Origin of the sequence: Zunongwangia mangrovi (genome assembly GCF_900112105.1) — a bacterium.
In the GTDB taxonomy this organism is placed as follows: domain Bacteria; phylum Bacteroidota; class Bacteroidia; order Flavobacteriales; family Flavobacteriaceae; genus Zunongwangia; species Zunongwangia mangrovi.
Map to the genome: position 1 here is coordinate 1 of NZ_FOKV01000002.1, position 22,110 is coordinate 22,110.

The 22,110-nt window shown below is 34.8% G+C and carries 22 protein-coding genes; 10 read left to right on the forward strand and 12 right to left on the reverse strand.

Going from position 1 to position 22,110, the window contains the following annotated elements; genetic code table 11:
* The 8 genes from BM201_RS06190 to BM201_RS06225 form a co-directional block, all read right to left on the reverse strand.
* On the reverse strand, positions 1-255 hold a 255-nt coding region (locus BM201_RS06190; RefSeq protein ID WP_139219145.1), incomplete at its 3' end, for an IS630 transposase-related protein.
* Positions 256-464: 209 nt separating this feature from the next.
* A complete protein-coding gene (locus BM201_RS06195) occupies positions 465-1,676 on the reverse strand; it encodes a hypothetical protein (RefSeq protein WP_092540703.1) in 1,212 nt (403 codons plus the stop codon).
* 152 nt (positions 1,677-1,828) lie between these two features.
* Positions 1,829-2,125 (reverse strand): type II toxin-antitoxin system RelE/ParE family toxin, encoded by a 297-nt coding sequence (locus tag BM201_RS06200; protein ID WP_092540706.1) that lies wholly within the window; start codon positions 2,123-2,125, stop codon positions 1,829-1,831.
* Positions 2,113-2,295, reverse strand: coding sequence for a hypothetical protein (locus BM201_RS06205; protein WP_092540709.1), 183 nt, complete (start codon positions 2,293-2,295; stop codon positions 2,113-2,115). Before BM201_RS06205 ends, BM201_RS06200 begins: the two co-directional genes overlap by 13 nt.
* 108 nt (positions 2,296-2,403) lie before the next feature.
* Positions 2,404-3,612, reverse strand: a complete 1,209-nt coding sequence (gene xerA / locus BM201_RS06210; protein WP_092540711.1) for a site-specific tyrosine recombinase/integron integrase — start codon at positions 3,610-3,612, stop codon at positions 2,404-2,406.
* Between the two features lie 246 nt (positions 3,613-3,858).
* Positions 3,859-5,154: a M20 metallopeptidase family protein gene (locus BM201_RS06215; protein WP_092540713.1), complete on the reverse strand. Its 1,296-nt coding sequence runs from the start codon at positions 5,152-5,154 to the stop codon at positions 3,859-3,861.
* Positions 5,155-5,226: 72 nt separating this feature from the next.
* Entirely contained in the window at positions 5,227-5,817 is a 591-nt protein-coding gene (locus BM201_RS06220; RefSeq protein WP_092540715.1) for a Crp/Fnr family transcriptional regulator, read from the reverse strand.
* 91 nt (positions 5,818-5,908) lie between these two features.
* Positions 5,909-8,224 carry a penicillin-binding protein 1A gene (locus tag BM201_RS06225; RefSeq protein WP_092540717.1) on the reverse strand — a complete coding sequence of 772 codons (2,316 nt, stop codon included), beginning with the start codon at positions 8,222-8,224 and terminating at the stop codon, positions 5,909-5,911.
* Between the two features lie 319 nt (positions 8,225-8,543).
* Here BM201_RS06225 and BM201_RS06230 point away from each other — a divergent pair, with 319 nt between their 5' ends.
* The 3 genes from BM201_RS06230 to BM201_RS06240 all read left to right on the forward strand — a co-directional run bounded on the left by BM201_RS06230 (position 8,544) and on the right by BM201_RS06240 (position 10,967).
* Positions 8,544-9,197: a hypothetical protein gene (locus BM201_RS06230; protein WP_139219147.1), complete on the forward strand. Its 654-nt coding sequence runs from the start codon at positions 8,544-8,546 to the stop codon at positions 9,195-9,197.
* Between the two features lie 198 nt (positions 9,198-9,395).
* On the forward strand, positions 9,396-10,253 hold the full coding sequence (locus BM201_RS06235; protein ID WP_139219149.1) for a hypothetical protein: 858 nt from the start codon (positions 9,396-9,398) through the stop codon (positions 10,251-10,253).
* 3 nt (positions 10,254-10,256) lie between these two features.
* Positions 10,257-10,967, forward strand: a complete 711-nt coding sequence (locus BM201_RS06240; RefSeq protein WP_092540723.1) for a TVP38/TMEM64 family protein — start codon at positions 10,257-10,259, stop codon at positions 10,965-10,967.
* A gap of 221 nt (positions 10,968-11,188) precedes the next feature.
* Here the strand turns inward: BM201_RS06240 and BM201_RS06245 are convergent, their stop codons facing one another.
* Entirely contained in the window at positions 11,189-12,475 is a 1,287-nt protein-coding gene (locus BM201_RS06245) for a dipeptidase (protein ID WP_092540725.1), read from the reverse strand.
* Positions 12,476-12,705: 230 nt separating this feature from the next.
* On the opposite strand from BM201_RS06245, the gene BM201_RS06250 reads away from it, so the two are divergent.
* The 3 genes from BM201_RS06250 to BM201_RS06260 are packed head-to-tail and all read left to right on the forward strand — an operon-like array spanning position 12,706 to position 16,098.
* Positions 12,706-14,157 (forward strand): RimK family protein, encoded by a 1,452-nt coding sequence (locus BM201_RS06250; RefSeq protein WP_092540727.1) that lies wholly within the window; start codon positions 12,706-12,708, stop codon positions 14,155-14,157.
* Position 14,158: 1 nt separating this feature from the next.
* Complete coding sequence (locus BM201_RS06255) at positions 14,159-15,376, forward strand: glutamate-cysteine ligase family protein (protein WP_092540728.1); 1,218 nt, start codon at positions 14,159-14,161, stop codon at positions 15,374-15,376.
* Positions 15,373-16,098, forward strand: coding sequence for an N-formylglutamate amidohydrolase (locus BM201_RS06260; RefSeq protein ID WP_092540730.1), 726 nt, complete (start codon positions 15,373-15,375; stop codon positions 16,096-16,098). Before BM201_RS06255 ends, BM201_RS06260 begins: the two co-directional genes overlap by 4 nt.
* 85 nt (positions 16,099-16,183) lie before the next feature.
* Here the strand turns inward: BM201_RS06260 and BM201_RS06265 are convergent, their stop codons facing one another.
* On the reverse strand, positions 16,184-16,597 hold the full coding sequence (locus BM201_RS06265; protein WP_092540732.1) for an OsmC family protein: 414 nt from the start codon (positions 16,595-16,597) through the stop codon (positions 16,184-16,186).
* Positions 16,598-16,823: 226 nt separating this feature from the next.
* On the reverse strand, positions 16,824-17,255 hold the full coding sequence (locus BM201_RS06270; protein WP_092540734.1) for an FKBP-type peptidyl-prolyl cis-trans isomerase: 432 nt from the start codon (positions 17,253-17,255) through the stop codon (positions 16,824-16,826).
* 424 nt (positions 17,256-17,679) lie between these two features.
* Between BM201_RS06270 and BM201_RS06275 the strand changes: the two genes are divergently transcribed.
* From BM201_RS06275 to BM201_RS18105, 4 genes are all read left to right on the forward strand, one after another.
* The gene (locus tag BM201_RS06275) at positions 17,680-19,152 is read left to right on the forward strand and encodes a Gfo/Idh/MocA family protein (protein ID WP_092540736.1); all 1,473 of its coding nucleotides are present in this window, start codon (positions 17,680-17,682) and stop codon (positions 19,150-19,152) included.
* 93 nt (positions 19,153-19,245) lie between these two features.
* Positions 19,246-19,713 (forward strand): 3D domain-containing protein, encoded by a 468-nt coding sequence (locus tag BM201_RS06280; RefSeq protein WP_092540738.1) that lies wholly within the window; start codon positions 19,246-19,248, stop codon positions 19,711-19,713.
* A gap of 87 nt (positions 19,714-19,800) precedes the next feature.
* Positions 19,801-20,874 carry a transporter substrate-binding domain-containing protein gene (locus tag BM201_RS06285; RefSeq protein ID WP_092540740.1) on the forward strand — a complete coding sequence of 358 codons (1,074 nt, stop codon included), beginning with the start codon at positions 19,801-19,803 and terminating at the stop codon, positions 20,872-20,874.
* Positions 20,875-21,097: 223 nt separating this feature from the next.
* Positions 21,098-21,304 (forward strand): hypothetical protein, encoded by a 207-nt coding sequence (locus BM201_RS18105; protein ID WP_092540742.1) that lies wholly within the window; start codon positions 21,098-21,100, stop codon positions 21,302-21,304.
* A 62-nt stretch (positions 21,305-21,366) separates the two neighbouring features.
* On the opposite strand, the gene BM201_RS06295 is transcribed toward BM201_RS18105, so the two are convergent.
* Complete coding sequence (locus BM201_RS06295; protein WP_092540744.1) at positions 21,367-22,014, reverse strand: hypothetical protein; 648 nt, start codon at positions 22,012-22,014, stop codon at positions 21,367-21,369.
* Positions 22,015-22,110 lie beyond the last annotated feature (96 nt).

Consider the following 22,110-nt stretch of genomic DNA (forward strand, 5'->3'; position numbering starts at 1 on the left):
GACAAATTCCAGTTCCTCTATTTTTTCTTTGAGTTTTTTGATTTCATCTTTCTTGCTCATCCCTTGTTTCTTTTGTTCTAAAGTACTGTATTTTTTTAACCAATAATAGATAGAAGCTCTGGAAACCTGATATTTATTGGCAGCATGATTGATTGAAATCTGAGCATTTTGAATCTGATCAATGATCAGTAGCTTGAGATCATAACCCACTTTTTTGTAGGAATTTTTTCGACAGTGTTGATTTTGTTCTTTCATTAGGTATAGTACTAAAAGGTTTAATTTTTAGTCAACCTATTTCAGGAAAGTACGGCAGGAGCAATTGAAGATAACGGTTTCGAGTATGGACAGTTGCGGGTTGGTTAGCCAGGTAATGTCCGCTTAAAATAAATATAGCTAAAAACATCGAATATCGATTAAGTATTTAGCCGCAATTGACCATACGCGTTGTTACCTGCTGGCATTACTTATATCATTACTTTTAAACTAAAGTACAAATCCCTATATTTCATAAAATCCTCATAGGCTATACCAAATGAAATACTGTTTACAAGGAATCTACTATTAAAATTTATATCCTTGAAGATTTGAGCTTTGTAATTAAACCGATTATCAAATACAGAGGTCGATAATGTCGTGCTTATCTTTGGTTTAGAAAACCATTTATGAGCATATAAAAGACCTCCAAACTTATCATAATCTTTGCTCAAATAATCTAACCCAAGACCTATACTAAAGTTCTTTTTAAGATTTAAACCGTATTTCAGTTGATGATTTTCAAATTCATTTTTTAAATCATTCAAATTCAAAATTCTATTCTGATAATTATATGCTATGTAATCGGATAGACTCGAACTTTTATGGAAAATATTCCATTTTGCCATTTGAAGGTTTAGATGATGAAATCCATTATTGTCAAAATTATATTGTAATGAAGCACTTCCGTTTATTTTCGTTTCGCCGATGTAAATAGCAGAATAAGATGAATAAAAACCTAAAGGTAATTTTGTTGCTCCGCTATATCCCAACTCGAAAGAATTTGATATGTAACACATATTTACCATTCCTCCAGAATTGTAACAGCCTTTTTTTGGTAATAATTTTTTAAATGAAGAATAAACCTCCTTTAAGTTTAGTGTGTCTGATAGTTTTTCTACCAAACCTAACACAACAATGGCTTCTGGAATCGAATCTTGTGAAGACGGTGTCCAGTAATTTTTATACCAATAGCTCTTTTTATCGGAATGTTCTATGATATATGTAATACCGTCCGTTCCTTGAATCCATTGATCTATATTTTCATCGGAAGGTAATTCTAAAATTTTAGAGCTCTTTACAATATCGTAGATGATTTTTGATTGTTGCGATGTGAGTAGAATTTTGCTGGTAAGTGTATCTTTTTTACTCTTGTTAGGCTTTTTAGTATAGTATATATAATTTACAATTGAACCGTTTATTTCAGAACTGTCTTTTGAAATTTCAACTATTTGTCCGTGATTCCAAAATCTAAAATTGAATGCATCTTGCGATTTTTCAAAGTTTTTTAAATCTAGGATTTTTTGAAGTTGAATATTTCTTCTATACCAAAAAGCAGTGTCACCTTTAATTTCTTTGGTTTGAGCAAAAATTGTCTGAAACAGCATTAAGAATGGGATTATTAATAATTGCAGGTTTTTCATTTTGCTTGCAGGTAACGGTCTCGATTATCGCAAGTAGCGGAGTAGGGACACGGATTTGTCGGCTTATCTATCTCTTGCTTGGTTTCTAAAATTACAATTTTTAATCTAAAAGCCGCTATTTGCGATAAATCGTTGTTAGCTTGCGTAAGGTATCAAATCTTTCTTCTATATAAATCACGAGCAGAATGATGTACAGTTAAAATATCAATTCTATCTGGATTAATTATTTTATAAATTATTCGATAATTTCCTTCGATTAATTCTCGGATATTTTGTTGATTTATTTCTTCTGTAATTTTTCCTGAATAAATTTGAGACTTTAATATTTTAGTCCGAGTTGTGATTCTTAAAATTTGAAGTTTAGCGTACTTTTTAGAATCCTTTGAGATATATTCGGCAATATCTTGTAGATCATTTTTTGCTTGCAGTGTCCAATTTATTTGAACCATTTAACAATTTCTTTGTTTAGGTCAGATTCCGAAATTATTTCTCCGTTCTCTGATTGTATATTTCCAGTTTCAATTTTTTCAATTAGGATCAACCTCTCAACAAGTTGATCAATTGAGAATTGTTCAGGAAAACTATCAATCTGTTGTTTTAAAACTGCTTTTGTCAACATGGCTCAATTATTTATAATCCGAAAGATACAATTTTATATTATTTACTGCTAACAATTTTTATGCAAGCTAACTCGTTATATCTCCATAAAAATACACTTTTATTGGAGTTAATTTCCGGTTATCAACACTTTTTCGTCTCCATTCGAGTTATTTGTTATCCGCTCAACAGCGATATCTAATGGATTCTTGATCTTTTTCAGATCTTTTTGCGCCACATGCGTGTAGATCATAGTGGTTTCAGGTTTAGAATGTCCGAGTAATTCCTGGATATACCGAATATCAACTCCATTTTCGAGCATATGCGTGGCATAACTATGTCTAAGGGTATGCGGAGTAACCTTTTTAAAAATACCGGCCATACGGCAACTTTTCTTTAGAAAATTTCGCACTGCACTCGGTGTGTAAGCTGCCTGGTCACGTCCTTCGATTAAATAGGTTTTTGGAGTATAGGTAAGCAAATAATTATTCAGTAAAGGTTTTATGGTTTCGCTTAAATGCACTACACGATCTTTTCGATTTTTTCCCTGCCTAATATGAATCACATTTCTAGAAAAATCAATATCGCTAGTTTTTAGTTTAAGCAGTTCCCCAATTCGTAATCCGCCTGAATATAACATCGCGATAATTGCACGATGCTTTAGATTTCTAGTAACCTGGATCAGTTTTAGAATTTCATGATCAGATAAAACCACAGGTAAAAACCGACTTCTTTTTGGGCGATTGTATTCGGTGGCATCAAATTCGGCCACTTCACAAATTTCAGTAAGATATTTTAAGGCACTAACGCACTGTCGATGGCTACTAATGCTATAATGCTCTTTAGCCATAACCCTGGTCATAAACCAATCCAAATCGCGATTATTAAAATCTGCGATATTTTTATTCTTATGCAAATCTAGAAACCGCAGCGCAAAATAACCATAAGTCTTAATGGTACTTTTACTTAAACGCTTGCCCTTTAAAAAGCCAATATAATCTTTTAACACCCGTTGATGAGAAAGAGGTAAAGCCTTGTAAAGATCTTTCTTGCTCGGTTTACCAGGAGCTTGAGAAAGCGCTACGTACGCATTTTCTGGAGCATCCAGATTGGTATACGAATCTGTGATCACATCGTAACCACCATTTCTATAAAAATCACGAAGATAGATAATCTTAAGCGGCGTAAAATTCACATAAAAAGTGCCTTTGGTTTGTGACCATTTTACATCTTTAAATGATTTTACGAAATCCCGAGTCTCGTTAGTATTTTCAAACTTTATAGCGATTTGTTGTTCCCCACGATGAATAAGTGGTAGCAGTGTAATTGGATTCTTCATAAACATTCAGCATAAGATCAATGAAAATCAGGAGCTAAAAATAAATAAAAATCTTACTGAATACTGTTAAATTTTGATTTTTAGTATTTTAAGAAATCTTATAAAAACTAATACTTCATATATTATTAAGGAATAAATCGGGGTTCTTCGGAAAAAACTCTACTAACTCACAGGCATATAATTTTGAATTTTACAGTTAAAATTGATTAATTTAGTTGAAATTTTCAATTGAATTTAAACTGAAATTTACTTCAATTTTTCAGCAATTAAAGAGGAGAAAAATTGAACTCCGGTTTTAATACAATTTTCGTCAACATTGAAATTTGGTGAATGCGGCATTGAAATGATTCCTTTTTGATAATTAGAACCGCCCATCAAAAAATAAACTCCTGGAATTTTCTGCTGAAAATATGCAAAATCGTCACTACGCCCGTCAGGGATAATTCCGTGTAAATTGATGGAACTTTGTTTGCCATAAACTTCACTAATTTGTTGAATAGCATCTTCAGCAAGCTCTTTGTCGTTTAAAACCAAAGCAATTTCTTCTGTAAACTGAATATCGATAAACTTTTCTGAAAATTCTGACTTACCAATTTCCGATTTTAGTTGTTTTAAAACCGAATTTAATTTATCCGGATCGCTGGCACTTAAGGCAACTTTGATAATTAGACTTTCTTCATTTTCTTTTATAAATACTTCAGAATTTAATGTTACATAATTTTGAAAAATGGTGTTTGGGTTTACCAATCCCAGTTCTGGATCCATTAACGTTTGCATATCCCAAAACGGACTGTCATTGGGTACATTTTGAAGATTATTAAGGAGGTTTTTTACGTAATTGGTCAATTCTGAAACCCCCTCTTTTTTATCGAATTTCAGCTGAATTACTTTATAATCGGCAAAAAGATTTTTAGCTCGGGTAGCGATAATTCCTTCGGGCATTGGGGAAAGATGAAGCGCATAAATCTCGTCTGGATCAATAAATTTAAACAAACCATCTTCGATCATCGCTTTTGCGCCCTGCCAGTTTTCTTCCGCAGGCTGAAAAATAAAATAGATCGTTCCATTCAACTGTTCTTTTATATTGCTTAGAACATTCGCAATACCCAATGCAACACTGGCGTGAATATCGTGACCGCAAATATGACGTACGCCTTTATTTTCAGATTCATAAGAAACCACATCTGGAAGATCAGTTTTTAGAGCATCTATATCGGCGCGCCAGGCGATCTTTTTTCCTTTTTTGTTGGTTTTCAAAATTCCTACAACACCGTTACCACCAATATTTTGATGAATTTCTAAGCCAAGATTTTGTAGATATTCGATGATTTTTGCTGAAGTTTTTACTTCTTCTCCGGCAGCTTCAGGATATCGATGAAAATCTCTGCGGATTTCAACCAAACTATCAAAAATTTCTGCGGAATGCTGTTGAATAATTTGATGAATATTTGCTTCTTGTTGATGTTCCTGCCCGAAAACTAACGTCGAAATAAGAATTAAAGGCCAAATGAAAAGAGAACGAAAAGATCTAGTAAAAGCCATTTTTTTAGGTTTTAATGATAGTGTAAAGATCTGATTTCATTGTCTTTGATACCTGTCACATTTGTGACAAAATTAGTTTTTAGCCAGTTTACTTCTAATTCTGCTTAAGGATTGACGCTCAATTCCCAGGAAAGAAGCCAAATGTGTTAAGCTTACTCGTTGGATAAGATTGGGGTTTTCTGAAATGAATTTTAGATACCTTTCTTCCGCAGTATTAAACAAAAAACTTTCTACACGATCGTTTAGAATCGTGAGGACATTTTCTGCAATTAAACGTCCTTGCATTTCGCTATTTCTAAATTTAGCATAGCATTCCTGAATTATTGAATAGGGAAAATTTACAATGGTCGTCGGTTCTAAACATTGCAGGTAATATTTTGAAGCGCGCTGCCTGATAAACGCAGGATAATCGGTAATATATTCGTTTTCTTTGGTAAAACCAGTCGTGATTTGGTTGCCTTTCTCGTTGATATAGAAACGCCGAATGAGTCCGCTGCAAATAAAACCCATTTTGGTTTGTACCTGCCCAGATTCTAAAAAATAGTCCCCTTTTTTATAGCATTTGACACTTAAATGCTGCTTGATAAATTCTATTTCCTGCGGAGTAGAGTAGGAGAGTTGATTTAGGTATTGTTGGATGAATTCGTCGATGATTTTAGCGATTTAGAGATTGAATTATTCACTAAAATATTGAATTTTAAACAACTAAAAGTAAAAATATCCTAATCATTAGCAATGAAAGAAATGTCAGATTTTAATTATCCTTCTTTTTTCCGCCAAATAATCGTTTAAAGAAACCTTTTTTCTCTTTTTCCTCTTTCACCGGTTCATCCATATCAATCTCCTCAGGTTCGTCTTTTTTGCTGCCAAAAAGCTTTTTAAGGAAACTATCTTCTTTGGTAGGTTCACAATCTAGAAGTTCGACAACTTCGCTAGATGGTCTTTTAAAACGTGCATTGGTAATATCATTAAAATAAGAATCAGCATTCATTTTTTGCATCATCTTTCCAAAAATGGGTAAAGCCGAATTTGCGCCCTGGCCAATTCTCGTATTTCTAAAACCAATACGATGATCGTCACTTCCAACCCAGGTAACGGTTACCAAATTTGGAGTCACACCTACAAACCAGCCGTCTTTGTTGTTCTGAGTTGTTCCGGTTTTACCTGCAATATCGTTGTTTAATCCATAAGTATAACGCAGTCGTGTAGCGGTTCCTTCGTCTACCGTACCCTGCATCATATTCACCATAACTTGTCTTGTTTCTTCTGAAAATGCTTTTTCTTGCGGTTCTGAAGTTTTAAATTCGGCCAACAAATTTCCTGAGCCATCTTCAATTTTAGTAATGTAATAAGGTTTTGAAGGGCGACCTGAATTCACAAAACTAGTATAGGCTTCGGTAAGTTCTTTCATGTTTATTTCCGCAGTACCTAAAGCAATAGAAGGAACTTCAGGAAGATCTGAATCTATTCCCATTTGATGCGCTTTTTTAATAACATTTGGAATTCCTGCATCCAATAAAACTTTCACCGCAATGGTATTCATAGAATGGCTAAGCGCATACTTCATGCTGTAATTAAGGTCTTCTTCTTCCTCTTCAGTTGATGCATTTGTTGGTTTCCAGCCGTCTTTATACGTAACCGCTCGTCCCGAATAATAAGTACAGGGTTCAATTCCCTTATCGATCGCTGCAGTGTATACAATTGGCTTAAATGTAGAACCAACCTGGCGCTTACTTTGCGAAACATGATCGTATTGGAAGTATCTGAAATCTACACCGCCTACCCAGGCTTTCACTGCGCCATCTTTTGGATCTACAGAAAGTAAACCAGAATTTAAGAATTTTAGATAATGTTTTATGCTATCTATCGTACTGGCTTGTCGTGTTACCGTTCCATTGTATTCGAAGAGTTCCATTTGTTTTTTCTTCTGAAGCTCTTTCATGATCTCTTCTTCAGAAAATCCATCTTCTTTTAAATTCTGATAAGCTTTAGATCGCTGAATTGCATCTTTTAAGATCGCATCGTTAGTTAACCAAGGTGCTCGGCTTCCGTAAGAATCTTCATGTTCCTTTTGCAAACTGGCCATGTGTTCTTTCATCGCAGCTTCAGCAACACTTTGCAATTTGTAATCTAAAGTGGTGTGAACAATGAGTCCGTCTCTATAAATATTATATTTTTCGCCGTCTTTGTTTTTAATCGTATCTAAAACCTTGCTTAGATCTTTTCTTATTTGTTCTCTAAAATAGGGGGCAAGACCTTTCTTGTTGCTATAATTTTTATAATTAAGCACCAGGTCTTTTTTCATGTATTTATTTTTCTGCTCTTCAGATAAATAACCATATTTCTCCATCTGGGTAAGCACCACGTCGCGACGCAATCTACTTCGTTCTGGGAAAATTCTTGGATTATATCGATGCGAAGCCTTCAGCATTCCAACTAGCACAGCGGCTTCTTCAACATTAAGATCGTTTACATGCTTACCGAAGAATTTCATGGAAGCACTTTCAATTCCGTAGGTATTATCACTAAAAGGAACAGTATTAAAATACAAGGTGATAATATCGTTTTTGCTGTAGATTTTTTCAATTCGCTTGGCCATAATGGCTTCCTGAAACTTATTCACGACAATTCCTAAAGCGCCATAATCTTTTCTTCCGTAGATATTTTTAGCGAGCTGAAGAGTTATAGTACTACCACCGCCGGCACTTTCGTCCTGTAAAAGAATAGATTTGAAAAAAACACGTCCTAAACTGCGATTATCAATCCCGTTATGTTCGTAAAATCTGGCATCTTCAGTAGCGATTAAAGCTTCTATTAAAGGCTTGGGAAGATCTTTGAAGGTTATTGGCTGCCGATCGAAAATGTAGAATTTCCCAATCAATTTTCCGTCATTAGAAAGTATTTGGGTGGCTTTGTTTTGCTGCAGTTCACTAAGTTCTTCTCGGGAAGGAATATGGCCCCACATCCCAAAATAAACACTGGCAAAAAATAAAACAAACAGTGCAATTAAGCCTAAGATAATACGTAATGCCCATTTTAATTTGGGAGAGTTTTTAAGTTTCGACAGCATAGAATTCAAATAATTACGTACAAATAAACAAAGACTTAGAAAATTAACATTTTAATTTAAGGTAATTTTAAACAAGTTTTTTTAGTACATCATACCAGATCTTTAGGAACGGAATTTTTTATAATTTATTGGTACCATCAAAGGCTATAATAACTCTAAAATTGTCTCAAAATAATTTTTTCTAACGAATGTCTCATGGGCTCGGCCTTAGATAGTTTACTATTTAAGTATATTGAAGAGATATAATGATAAAGTATCGTTAAGGCTAAAACCATTTTCAGGATTTTTCTTTATGTTCTTAAAAATTGAAAGAAAATCTATGAGAAATTTTGAACGCGTTTGGTATGCTTGTTATGGATCTAACTTAATGGAAGATCGATTTTTATGTTATATCGCCGGCGGCACACCCAAAGGTGCAAAACGTACTTATACTGGTTGTAATGATAAAGCCTTACCCAAGGCAAATAGATCTTACGTGATCGATCACGAATTATATTTCGCTAAAAGCTCCCATACGTGGAGTGGTGGTTCGGCTGCGTTTTTAAAACCTCAAAAAGATAAAACAGCACAAAGCTTTGGAAAAATTTATAGTATTTCGAAAGATCAATTTATCGATCTTGTAAAACAGGAAGTTGATCTTGATGGCGAATTATCCATAGATCCCGAAAATGTGATTCGCAATGGCTATTTAGATATAGACGCCGATGTGTGGTACGACCGAATCTTATTTTTAGGTTGGCACCAGGAAATGCCTATTTTTAGTTTTACGAATTCAAAATTTCTGAAGGAAGAGATCAATGCACCGCATCCATTATATTTAGAGAAGATCATTTCAGGATTACGTGAAACTTACAATTTTACTTCCGTAGAAATCATTAAATACTTAGAAAATAAAACAGGAATAAAACAACACAAGATCGCTACAGATTTAAAGCAACTGGTTAACGAGGTTTTGGAGGAAATGAATGCCTAAAGGAGCTTTTGTCCATTTTGTCAGAATATTTTTTTTGGATTGAGCTAAAGCTTATTGGTGACAGTGGCATTCTTTTATCAAAAGTTTAAAATTTTAAAAGATTACAATGTCTTTATGGCTTAGTATATTTGTTGTTTACGCGGTTTCTTTTAGTTGATCGAAAATAAAAAATTAGTCCTTTATAGAATATTAGATCTTATGATGAATAGAATTGTAGCAGCCATTGCCATAGGAATTTTAGGATTAGTAGCGATTATCTATTTTACGATGGATTTTCCGTTTAGCTTAGAACGCAAAGATTTTGAGCCAGAATATAGCGTTGAGCAAAAATGGGATATGCCCAATCGCCTGGAAGAAATCTCTGGGATGGATTTTGTAGATAACTATCGGATGGCAGCTATTCAGGATGAAGAAGGAATCATATTTATTTATAATCTTAGCACCAAAAAGATCGAAAGAGAGATCGATTTTGGAAAATCTGGTGATTATGAGGGCCTGGCAATCGTAGAAAATGATGCTTTTGTGCTGCGAAGTGACGGAGTGATTTTTGAGGTCGATAATTATTTAGCCGAAAATCCTAATGTCACTAAATATGAAACCTTTATAAAAGCTAAACATAACGCCGAAGGTTTGTGTGCAGATCTTAAAAACGATTGTTTATTGTTGGCCGTTAAAGACCGCGATCCTTTAAGTAATAATATTAAAGGAATTTATGCTTTTGATTTAAAAACGAAGAAGCTTTTGCAAACTCCGGCTTACGCGATCGACCTTGAAGATCCTATTTTCGAAAACGTAAAAACAAAAAATAAGCTTACGGTAATGATGCCTTCTGAAGTTAATATCAATCCAAAGACGGGCGAAGTTTATATTACCGATGGTCGAAACCCTAAACTTTTAATATTGTCGCCAGATGGAGACTCCAAAAAGTTATATTTATTAAAAAGAGAACAATTTTATCAACCTGAAGGATTAGCATTTCGCAAGAATGGAGATTTTTTCATTTCTAACGAAGGACATAGTGACCCGGCAAATATCCTAAAAGTTGATCTAAAATAATTTATGAAGAAAGATATAGAAACTGCCTCGGTAAGTAAAAGTAAAGCGCCATTGTATATTTCATTGGCGCTTGTCGCATCTATAGTAGCTTGCTATTTTTTAATTCCTTCTGCACAAGAGTTTATGGATAACGCATGGTCTGTGCTTACCAGCGGAGACGAAAAAAGAATTACACAATGGGTAGACGGTTTTGGATGGTTTGGGCCGGTGATTTTAATTCTGGCTATGATCATTCAGATGTTTTTGATTGTTATTCCATCTGTTGCTTTAATGGTGGTTTCCATAATTGCTTATGGGCCAATTTGGGGAAGCTTGATCGTTTTTGCAGCAGTATTTTCTGCTAGTACGATTGGATACTTGATCGGTCGTTATTTTGGTCCTGTGATCGTAGAAAAGTTAATTGGTGAAAAGAACGAGCAAAAAATAGCCGACTTTATTGACGATTATGGGTTTTGGGCTGTAATTGTAACCAGGATCAATCCGTTTTTATCGAATGATGCCATTAGTTTTGTTGGCGGAATTTTAAAAATGACCTATTGGAAATTTATAGGAGCTACTTTGGTGGGTATTGCGCCGCTTACGATTTTTATTGCCATTTTAGGCCGAAGTACAGATCAGTTAAAATCTGGATTATTGTGGGGTTCGCTGGTAAGTTTGGCACTTTTTGGCGCTTACGTTTTTTGGGATAAGAAGAAAAGAAAAAAGAATGAATAAGACCTAAACTGAAAAATATATGCTGAAATTATCAAATTTCGGTGGATTTTTTTTTAGGCAATTCAATAAGATATTCGATTAAAATCATCTTAATTTAAACCAAGCCAAATAGTATTACATCTCGATAATCGAGAAAAAATCGTCGGCTATTTTATCGATTTTGGATAATATAGCCGACGATTTTTCTTCCCTCCTAGAGGATTCAAATTCAATACAAATACTTATGCCTTCTGAATGTCTTTGGCAATCGCTTCAACTTCATCTAAAACGCGAAGTAGATTCTCTCCCCACAGTTTAGCGATCTCTTTTTCAGTATAACCTCTTTTTACCAATTCCAACGTGACATTAAAAGATTCTGAAGCATCATCCCAGCCATCGATTCCGCCGCCACCGTCAAAATCTGAGCTGATTCCAACCTGATCGATTCCTACTTTTTCAACTAAATAGTCGATATGATCTACAAAATCTGAAACATCAACAGGGCTCACAGTTTCCTTTAAAGCTTCAACTTCTTTATCAGAATCTGTTACTAATTTTCTATAATTCTCGATATATTTTTCTCTTGCCTCTTCATCAAGCTCACGAACATCTCCCCAAGACAGCATTTCGAAGCCCATTTCTTTGGCTTTCGCTTCGTAAACTTCAGTTTTTGCAGCATTAAAAGCCTCATGTTTTTCAGTATTCACATAAGAGCTAAAAGCCACGGTTTGGATCACTCCGCCATGCTTATCAAAAAGCGCCAGCAATTCATCATCTAAATTTCTGCTGTGATCACACAAAGCTCTGGCTGAAGAATGTGAAGCAATAAGTGGCGCTTTAGAAAGCTCGAACATTTGTTTGATCGCTTCTTTAGAAGGATGCGAAACATCGATCATAATCCCTAAACGGTTCATTTCTTTGATCACTTCTTTACCAAGATCGCTTAATCCATTATTTAGCCATTCGTCATCTGCTTCACCAGTATTCGAATCGCTTAACTGACTGTGACCGTTGTGTGCCAAAGACATATAACGAGCGCCAATATCATAAAATTTCTCTACATTTTTGATATCGGTACCAATTGGATAGCCGTTTTCTACGCCAATCATCGCTACTTTTTTTCCTTGCTTTACCAGTTTTCTCACTTCTTTAGAAGTTGTGGCAAGACCAATTTCATCTGGAGCAATTTCTTCTGTTAAACGGTGAATAGCTTCAAATTTAGAAATAGCATTATCGTAGGCTTTTTTATAACCTTCAGTATCCAGATCGCCCTGACCGGTGTAAACAATTAGCCAAGAAACATCTAAATCTCCTTCGTCCATTTTAGGAAGGTTTACCTGCGTATCAAGATCTTCGGTATAATTATGATCGTGGGTAAAGTTATTCACATTAATATCGTTATGCGTATCGATCGTGATCACTTTTTCGTGGATCTTTTTGGCTTTCGCCATCAATTTTTCGTTGGTGTCTTGAGCAAAACCTGCTTGTGCAAAAAGTAAAGCAAACAGGCCAAGTTGTTTTATTTTCATAGTGAGTAAGTGGTTTAAGATCGTAAAATAGAAATAAAATTCGAGATCTCAACTCCTATTTTTAGATTCAAAAAAATGAGTTGGTTTTATAAAAAAATATTGAAAAATACACTTTAATATTTGATTTTTTGATATTGAAATTGAGTGAATATTCAAGCTTATAATTTTGAAATTTTATGATTTACCAATTCAATTTTCGATTACATTTGCTTGATTATTTTCAATTTTAAATGAATAAATTTTTAGTGGTGAATCAGCCTGAAAAATGGCCGGTTCAGCTTGAAAATATTAGCATCATTGCGGCAAAAGATTATTTAACCAATCCTGTTTACGCGAAAATAAAAGGTGCCAGAATTTTCAACTTATCCAAAAATTATAGCTATCAGTCTAAAGGATACTATGTGTCTCTTTTAGCTGAAGCGCGTGGCCATTTGGCCATTCCAACGGTGAAAAACCTGGTAGATCTTAGAGAGCCTAAACTGGTAAAAGTAATTTCTGAAGAGTTTGATGACGTTATTCAGAAATCACTAAAATCGATAAAATCTGCCGAGTTTGTGCTTAGTATTTATTTTGGGCAAAACGTAGCGCAAAAATACCGGGAGTTAAGTTCACTTTTCTTCAGGCATTTCCAGATTCCTTTTTTGCAGGTAAAGTTTAGTTTCAGTAATAAATGGACGATTAAAAGCATAAAAGCATTGTCTGAATCTGAAATTCCGAAGGATCATTTAGAGAGCATGTATGCTTTTGCAAGTGACTATTTTTCTAAAAAGAGATACGACACCGTTAAGCCCCAAGATTACGATTATGATCTGGCGATTTTGGTGCAGAAAGATGATTTAGCACCGCCGAGTAATCCAAAGGCTTTAAAGAAGTTCGTTGAAGTTGCCGAAAAGATGAATTTTTATGTTGAAATTATTTCACCTAAAGATCTATCAAGATTATCGGCTTTTGATGCACTTTTTATTCGGCAGAGTACAGAAGTTCATAATGAGGCTTATGCTTTTGCAAGAAAGGCGCAGCAGGAAGGTATTGCCATAATCGATTATCCAGATGCGATTTTAAAATGTTGCAATAAAGTGTTTATGGCCGAAGCTTTACAAAATGCAGGAATTCCTACGCCAAAAACCATGATCATTCATAAAGAGAATAAAGACCAGGTTTTGGCTGAAATTGCCTTACCGGTGGTTTTAAAATCTCCAGATTCTACCTTTAGTTTTGGCGTAAAAAAGGCAAAAACCGAAGAAGAATACGTAGAATTGGTGACTAAAATGTTGAAGGAATCTGAGTTGGTGATTGCACAGCAGTTTACACCATCAGATTACGATTGGCGCGTGGGAGTTTTAGACGGAAAAGCATTTTATGCCTGCAGGTATTATATGGCCAAAGGGCATTGGCAAATCTATAACTGGAGCGCTAAAAAGAAGAATGATCAGGATGGCAACGCAGATGCGATGGCATTAGAAGAAGTTCCTGAAAAAGTCTTAGATTTAGCATTACGATCGGCTAAATTGATAGGTGACGGACTTTACGGTATCGATATTAAAGAGATCAACGGAGAAGCGATGGTGATCGAAATAAATGACAATCCAAATATCGATTTTGGGGTTGAAGATGCTTTTTACGGCGAAGAAATCTATAAATCTATTATCACAGCCTTAAAGAACAGGCTGGAAAAAAAGTAAGATGAGTTATCATATTTTTGAAGTTTACGGAATAGAGTTAGAGTATATGCTGGTAAATAAAGACCTGCAGGTAAATCCTATTACCGATAAGCTATTTATTGAAAAAACCGGAAGCATTACTTCAGATGTTGATAACGGAAAGATCGAATGGAGTAACGAGTTGGTTGGGCATGTTGTTGAACTAAAAACTGCCGCGCCAACTGCTGTAGTTGAAGATTTAGATGTTCTTTTTGCTGAAAATATCTCTGAGATCAACTCATTGCTAAAACCTTTAGAAACACAACTTTTACCAACAGCAGCACATCCTTTAATGAACCCGTTGAAGGAAACCAAGCTTTGGGAGCACGATTATAACGAGATCTACGAGCTTTATAATCAGATCTTTGATTGTAATGGCCACGGTTGGAGTAATGTGCAAAGTATGCATATAAATCTTCCTTTTGCAGATGATGCTGAATTTGAAAAGCTGCATGCGGCGATACGAATTTTACTTCCTATAATTCCGGCATTAAGTGCTTCTTCGCCAATTTTTGAAGGGCAGCTTACTGGTTTTATGGATAGCCGTATGGAGATGTATAAAACCAATCAGAAAGAAATTCCGCAGATGGCGGGAAAAGTAATTCCTGAGTGCCTTTACACTAAAGAAGATTATCATCGCGGTATTTTTGAGCCTATAAAAGAAGCGATAAAACCTTATGATAAAGAAGGGATTTTAGAACATCATTTTTTGAATTCGAGAGGGGCAATTGCACGCTTTGATCGTGGCGCCATAGAGATAAGAGTGATAGACCTGCAGGAATGCCCAAAAGCAGATCTTGCGATTGCTATTTTTGTGATCGAAGCTTTAAAAGCTTTGGTGAATGAACATTTTATTTCTTTAACTGAACAAAAATTGTGGAAAGAAGATGATCTATTGGATATTCTGAATATCGCTATTAAAGATGCTGAAGTCGGGAAGGTGAAAAATGAAGATTATTTGATGATTTTCGGTTTAAAGAACGAAGCAAAAATTAGCGAAATCTGGCAGGCGATATTCGATAAAATTCAGTCGAATTTTTCAGAAAAACATCGAAAAACTATAGAATTTCTGCTTAAAGAAGGATCACTTTCTACAAGGATCGTAAAAGCGCTGAAAAAAGACTATTCCGAAGAAAAAATTAAAAGTATTTATTTAAAATTAGCCAATTGTCTATCTAAAAACCAATTATTTAACCCGTGAAACTAGTTTTAAGTTGTGAGCATGCAGGGAATGCCTTGCCACAGCAATTTAAGTTTATAAAGGATAAAAAAGATCCTGTTTGGAAAACATATCGTGCTTACGATCCCGGGGCTTTCAAATTGTTTCAGGAATTATCGAAAATAGCCGATTATAACTTCGATTATAAGTTTAGCCGATTGTTAATTGAGCCTAACCGCTCTCTGTATCATCGCAATTTATTTTCTGAATATTCTAAATCGCTCACCGCGGAACAGAAAGAACAATTGATCAATTCTTTTTACCTGAAATATCGAAGCGAAGTAGAGCAATGTATCGCTGAGCTTGTTGGAGCAGGAGAGGAGGTGGTACATATTTCTGTACATAGTTTTACACCAGTTTTGCATGCTATAGAACGACAAACCGATATCGGACTTTTATACGATCCCTCTAGAAAAGAAGAAAAACATTTTTCTAAGATCTTTAAAGAGGAGTTGTTAAAGGAAGTTGAACTAAAAATTAGGTTTAATTATCCTTATTTTGGAAAAGCTGATGGTTTTACCACCTATCTTAGAGAGAAGTTTAGAGAAAATTATATTGGATTGGAATTAGAAGTCAATCAGAAATTCGCTAGAAATAATAAGTTTTCTGATGATCTCATGCAACATCTAAAAAATGGACTTTTAAAAACGATTCAGTTTAAAGAAATTAGTCAGTTGTTTGATCAGCAAAAAATAAAGGTCTAAATACTTAATCAACCTAACTAAAAATAAAACGTCCCGCAATTGCGGGACGTTTTATTTTTGGTGTTATATCTTTAAAAGTTGAAAATTACTTTAAAAGCTTAGCGTCTAAAGTAATTTCTGTATCTAACAATTTTGATAATGGACAGTTTTCTTTGGCTTTAGTGGCAATTTCTAAGAATTTATCTTCAGAAATATTTGGCACTTTACCTTCTAGAATTAAATGCGATTTTGAAACCACACCATCTTCAAAAGTAATTTCACTCTTTGTATCAAGGCTTTCAGCAGGAAAATCTTCTTCAGCTAAAAAAGCAGATAACTGCATGGTAAAACAACCGGAATGTGCTGCACCAATTAATTCTTCTGGATTGGTACCATTACCGTCTTCAAATCTTGTTTTATATGAATATTGAGTTTCGTTTAAAACTCCGCTTTCTGTAGAAAGAGTTCCGTGTCCTTCTTTAAGAGTTCCGTTCCAAACTGCGCTTGCTTTTCTAATCATAATATAAATTTTAGTTTTGGTTTTAAGTAAAGATAGGATCTTAGAACTGGGGAGTAAAGCATTTTATAAAAAGCTTAAGTCTTAAGGCGGATGATTTAATAGTATTTTTTGAAATCAAAACAAAGGCTATAAAAAAATCCCTTTTTGGAATGACCAAAAAGGGACTTATATGACTTCTATATGTTAGCAAAATTACTCGAATATCGAGATTTTTATGCTATTTAGATTACTTGATCTCTACAACTTCAAGATCGAATACTAAATCTTTTCCTGCTAATGGGTGATTTCCATCTACTACGATAGAACTGTCTTTTACTTCTCTTACCACAAGGTTCATTTCACGACCATCTGGAGTTTTAGAAACTAATCCCATACCAACTTTAGGCTCAAGATCTTCTGGAAGTTGGCTTTTTTCAACTTCCTGGACAAGCTCTTCTCTAGGCTCACCGTAAGCTTCTTCTTTAGGTATATTTATGGTTTTCTTTTCGTTAACTTCCATATCTAAAAGTCCTTTTTCGAAACCAGGAATTAATTGTCCCTGTCCCATAGTAAATTCGATTGGCTCACCTCTATCTACAGAGCTATCGAATACCTGGCCGTCGGTTAATTTTCCTGTGTAATGAACTTTTACAGTGTCATTTTGCTTTACTTGACTCATAAATTTGTTTTTCAAAGATTAATTAAGGCTGAAATCTTGTTTTCAGCCAATTAAGTGTGCAAAGGTACAGCTCTTATATGCACTCACAAGAATATGATACTTTAATTCCCTTAGTTTATGGTTTCTTAACAGTTTTTGAAGAAAATTTAATTGATAGACCTAAGAATTGAGGAGTGCGAAATTTAAAATTGTAACTTTTTATTAGAACAAGGAAGTTTTTGTGATAAATTGAGATCCTAACAATTTAGATTAAGAAACGAAAACAGCTTAATAATAGAAAGTTGGATTTTTGAAAATTTAAAGATATCTTTAGAAAATGATAATTTGAAAAAAGAGAGCTTAAGATATTATAAGATTGATAGCTTTTTTTAAAAATTATACGAATAATCAACTAAATCGATTTATCATTTTTTAAACCCTAACTATGGAAAAAAACAAGAAATCCTCTAGCTCTTCACGAAGAGATTTTATAAAGAGTACTGCGCTTGCCACGGCCGGTATTAGTATCATTCCGCGTCACGTTTTGGGTGGCCCGGGTTTTGTTGCTCCCAGCGATAAGCTTGTGGTTGCAGGAATTGGAGTAGGTGGAAAAGGACAAAGTGATATCTGGAGCTTTTATCAAACAGGAAAAGCTGATATTGCATTTTTATGTGACGTGGACGATCGTCGTGCTAAAATTTCACGAGAACGTTTTCCTAAAGCAAAATACTATAAAGACTGGAGAGAACTTTTTGATAAAGAAGCGAAGAATTTTGATGCAGTTTCTGTTTCGACTCCAGATCATAACCACGCGATCCAAACACTTGGTGCAATGCAATTAGGAAAACATGTTTATGTTCAGAAACCATTAACGCACGATATTTACGAAGCAAGAGCTTTAACCAAAGCTGCAGAAAAATATGATGTGGTCACTCAAATGGGGAACCAGGGAGCTTCTGGAGATGGCGTGCGTAAAATGAGAGAATGGTTTAATGCAGGTCTAATAGGTAAAGCTAAAGAAGTATATTGTTTTACAGACAGGCCGGTTTGGCCACAGGGAATCCCATGGCCGGCGGAGAAAAAATCAAGCGTTCCGGCAGAATTAGATTGGAATCTTTGGCTAGGAACCGCTCCTTATAAAGAATATGTAAATGGTTTGGTTCCGTTTAACTGGCGAGGCTGGTGGGATTATGGTACCGGCGCGTTGGGAGATATGGGATGTCATTTAATTGAAGCGCCTTACCGAGTATTAGATCTTAAATATCCTAAAAATGTAGAGTGTAGTGTGGGTAGCGTTTATGTAGATGAATTTAAACGAGGATATTTCCCAGAAAGTTGCCCGCCTTCAAGTCACGTGACCATGACCTTTGATGGTAATCAAAATACCGATGGTGATCTTAAGTTACACTGGATGGATGGTGGAATTCAGCCAACAAGACCAGAGGAACTGGGGCCAAATGAAGTTTTTGGTGATAGAGGAAACGGAGTTTTAATTATTGGTACAAAAGGAAAAATGATGTGTGGTACCTATGGTGAGAATCCGCAGTTATTGCCAACTTCAAGAACTAATGAAGTAAATGTGGCTCAGCAATACGATCGCGTACCGGGTGGCGCAAATGGTCACTACGGGCAATGGGTTGAAGCTTCGATCGCAGGACCAGGTAAAAAAGAACTAAGTTCCCCATTTGAGATCGCAGGCCCTTTAACCGAAATTTTGTTGATCGCAAACCTTGCTATTCGCGGAACAGATATTAGACGAGAAAAAACAAATGCCGATGGAAACATCGAATTTGAATATCCAGGGCGTTACATTCAGATGACCTGGGATAGCGACAACATGCGTGTTACAAATCTAGAAGAAGCCAACAAGTTTGTGAAACGTGATTATCGTGACGGCTGGAAACTTGGTAAAATATAGTTTAAAAGCTCCAGAAATTATAGACTTGCTTCAAAAGTAATCTTTGTCTATATTAGCTTTTAGCAATAATGCTGCAGGCTGAAAAACGCAAACATGATCAGAAAATATATCTACGGAATCGTATCTAGTTTATTATTTTTTGTGATCGTAGGTTTTTCAGCCTGTAATTTTTCAGATAAAAATATAGAGGATAAAACCTCTAACGAAGATTGGGATACGCTACAGGTTAATGTTTCAGCATTTAATTCGGTTCGATATCAAACTGCCGGAAATAACCCAAATGTCGCTGCTTGGGGCGATACTTTAAAACCAGGTATGAATGCCGTTGCCATTTCGAGAGATCTTATGGATTTAGGCTTGGGGCATAATGACAAAATTAAAATTCAGGGATTCGATTCTATTTTTACCATCAAAGATAAAATGCATTATCGTTGGAGAAAACGCGTGGATATATTTATGGGAAAAGATATTCAGAAAGCAAAAAACTTCGGAAGAAAAAAACTTGAAATTTACTACCTTAAGAAGGATTCTACTGCTACAGAAGCGGTTGCTTCAGAATAGTTCTAATTTTGATACTACTTCAGGATTAAGTATTTTTCGGATTCTACAGAGCAATTGATGTAGAACAATCTCTTTCAGTTTAATCTTATGAAGTATTATTTAATCCTCCTTGCATTATTTTTCAGTTTAAGTATTATCGCTCAGGAATCTCAGGATTCTATAAAAAACACCCAAAAAACTTACAAGATAGGGATACAGCTAACACCTCCTTTTGTTACCCAAAATCCAAACGGAAACTATGATGGTTTAAGTATTAAAGGCTGGAATATGGTAAATGAAAGCCTTGATTATGAATTTGAATACCAGGAATACGAAACACTCACTGCACTTTTAAATGCAGTAGAAAGTGGCGAAGTAGATTTCAGCATAAATCCTATCACGGTTACCGATAGCCGAATGTTAAGAATGGATTTTTCTCAGCCTTATTTTATTTCCCATACCGGTGTGGCCAAAAGAAAAGAATCCCAGGTTTTTAATATTCTGAAAAACTTATGGAGCTGGGAATTTATTTCGGCCATTTTAGCGCTTTTAGGTGTCATTTTTATTTTTGGCTTTTTGGTGTGGATCTTTGAGCGTAAGAAAAATGCAGAAGAATTTGGCGGCGGAAAAGGAAAAGGACTAATGGAAGGTTTTTGGTGGAGCGCCGTAACGATGACAACCGTTGGTTACGGAGATAAGTCTCCAAGAACAACCGGTGGCCGTATTATTGGTTTGATCTGGATGTTTATGGCGATCATCATAATTTCGAGTCTTACGGCTAGTATTGCTTCTTCTCTTACCGTAAAAAGTATTAATGATGAAATTAATGGCATTGCAGATCTTAATCGTTTTAAAGTTGGGACGGTAAATAGCAGTAGTGCTGCAGAACTTTTAGATCTCTACGGAATCAATTCTGAGAAATTAACTACAGAAGAAGAAGGTATCGAATTGCTTAAAGACAACAGGATCGAGCTTTTGGTCTATGATGAACCCATCTTGCGTTACGAAATTGAAAAGCTTAATGCCGGCAAGACAATTGAAGTTTTAGAGCAAACGCTTAAAAAAGACTATTACAGTTATTCTTTCCCTAAAAATTCAGATTTGGTAGATGAGATAGATCCGGCTCTGGTAAGAATGCTTAAACGTATGGAATGGGAAAACCTTATCCAAGACTATAAATAGTAACTCGATAATGGAGATTAAATGCTCAAAGGTTTGTCTTTAGGTAATTTGCTAAAATCAGATTTTATCGTGCAAAAACGATCAAATAGTTAAAACGTAAGGATTTTTCGATTTTTGGTAATGTGAATTATAGATTTCACATAAGTTTAGCATCAATTTACGGCTTTCCATAAATTAAATACCAATTCTTTTATTTAATTTTATCGTTTTCAAATAGTTGAAAATGATTAATAATTTTTGTTATTATATCTTTTCAACCGAAAATAAACCACATAAAATGCAAATTAGAGACGAAAATGATAATAAGTCTGAAGATTACATTCTTCAGAAGAATAAAAAAACAAAAGTAGGTTCAACCTTTATTGCCATCGTGCTGGTGATCATTATCGCTATTGTGGCAATGACCGGTGTTTACTTCGATTACTGGTAGGATTCAGTAAAAATACCGAAAGAACGATAGAAAATTTTCAGATTTCTTAATCTGTTTTACTATTAATTAGATTTTATTTCATTTAATAAAAGAAAGGCTTTATTTACATATTCTCGTTCTAAGAATAGTGCAAAATAGTTGGAAGTAGAGATCATCTCGAAAACAGGGATTCCCTCGTAAGCCAATAGCTTAAAAATATAAAAATATAAACCTACAGACTGACTACTATTTTTTGGTAAAGCAATAGTTATTGAAGAAAGATCTTCTTTTATGGTTACACGAACTTCATTTTTAAAGTAATCTTCGACAAGATCGGTTAAAGAAGAAGAAACCAAAATATTACTCTCCTGGTAATTACTAGAATAGTTAAGATAAACACCGGTTTGATCTTTCACCGCATCTAACAACCTGGATTTGTTCGCAATGATGGTTTTGGAATTTAGAAATGTGTATTCGGTAATTCCAGATCTAACGATGATATCCCCAAGTTCACGCAGGCTGTTCATGTTAATTTTTGTCCGCTTAGGTGCGTAACGTCGCAAAGCCATAATAATGCTACCCACTTTTACCGTTTTGCGCATCTCTTTTTCAACTTCGGGACGTAGATCTTCAGCAAGACCGCTAAAATTTACGATATCTCTCGCGATTGCATCATCCAAAAAGGGTTGATGCCTTATAATATCATGAACACAGGTGGTTATCGTCTTCATTGTTAAATATTACACATTTTGTACAAATGTATATAAAATGAATCATTTTTTTTAATCTCATCACGCTTCATTTTAATTATGCAATATCAAAAGAAT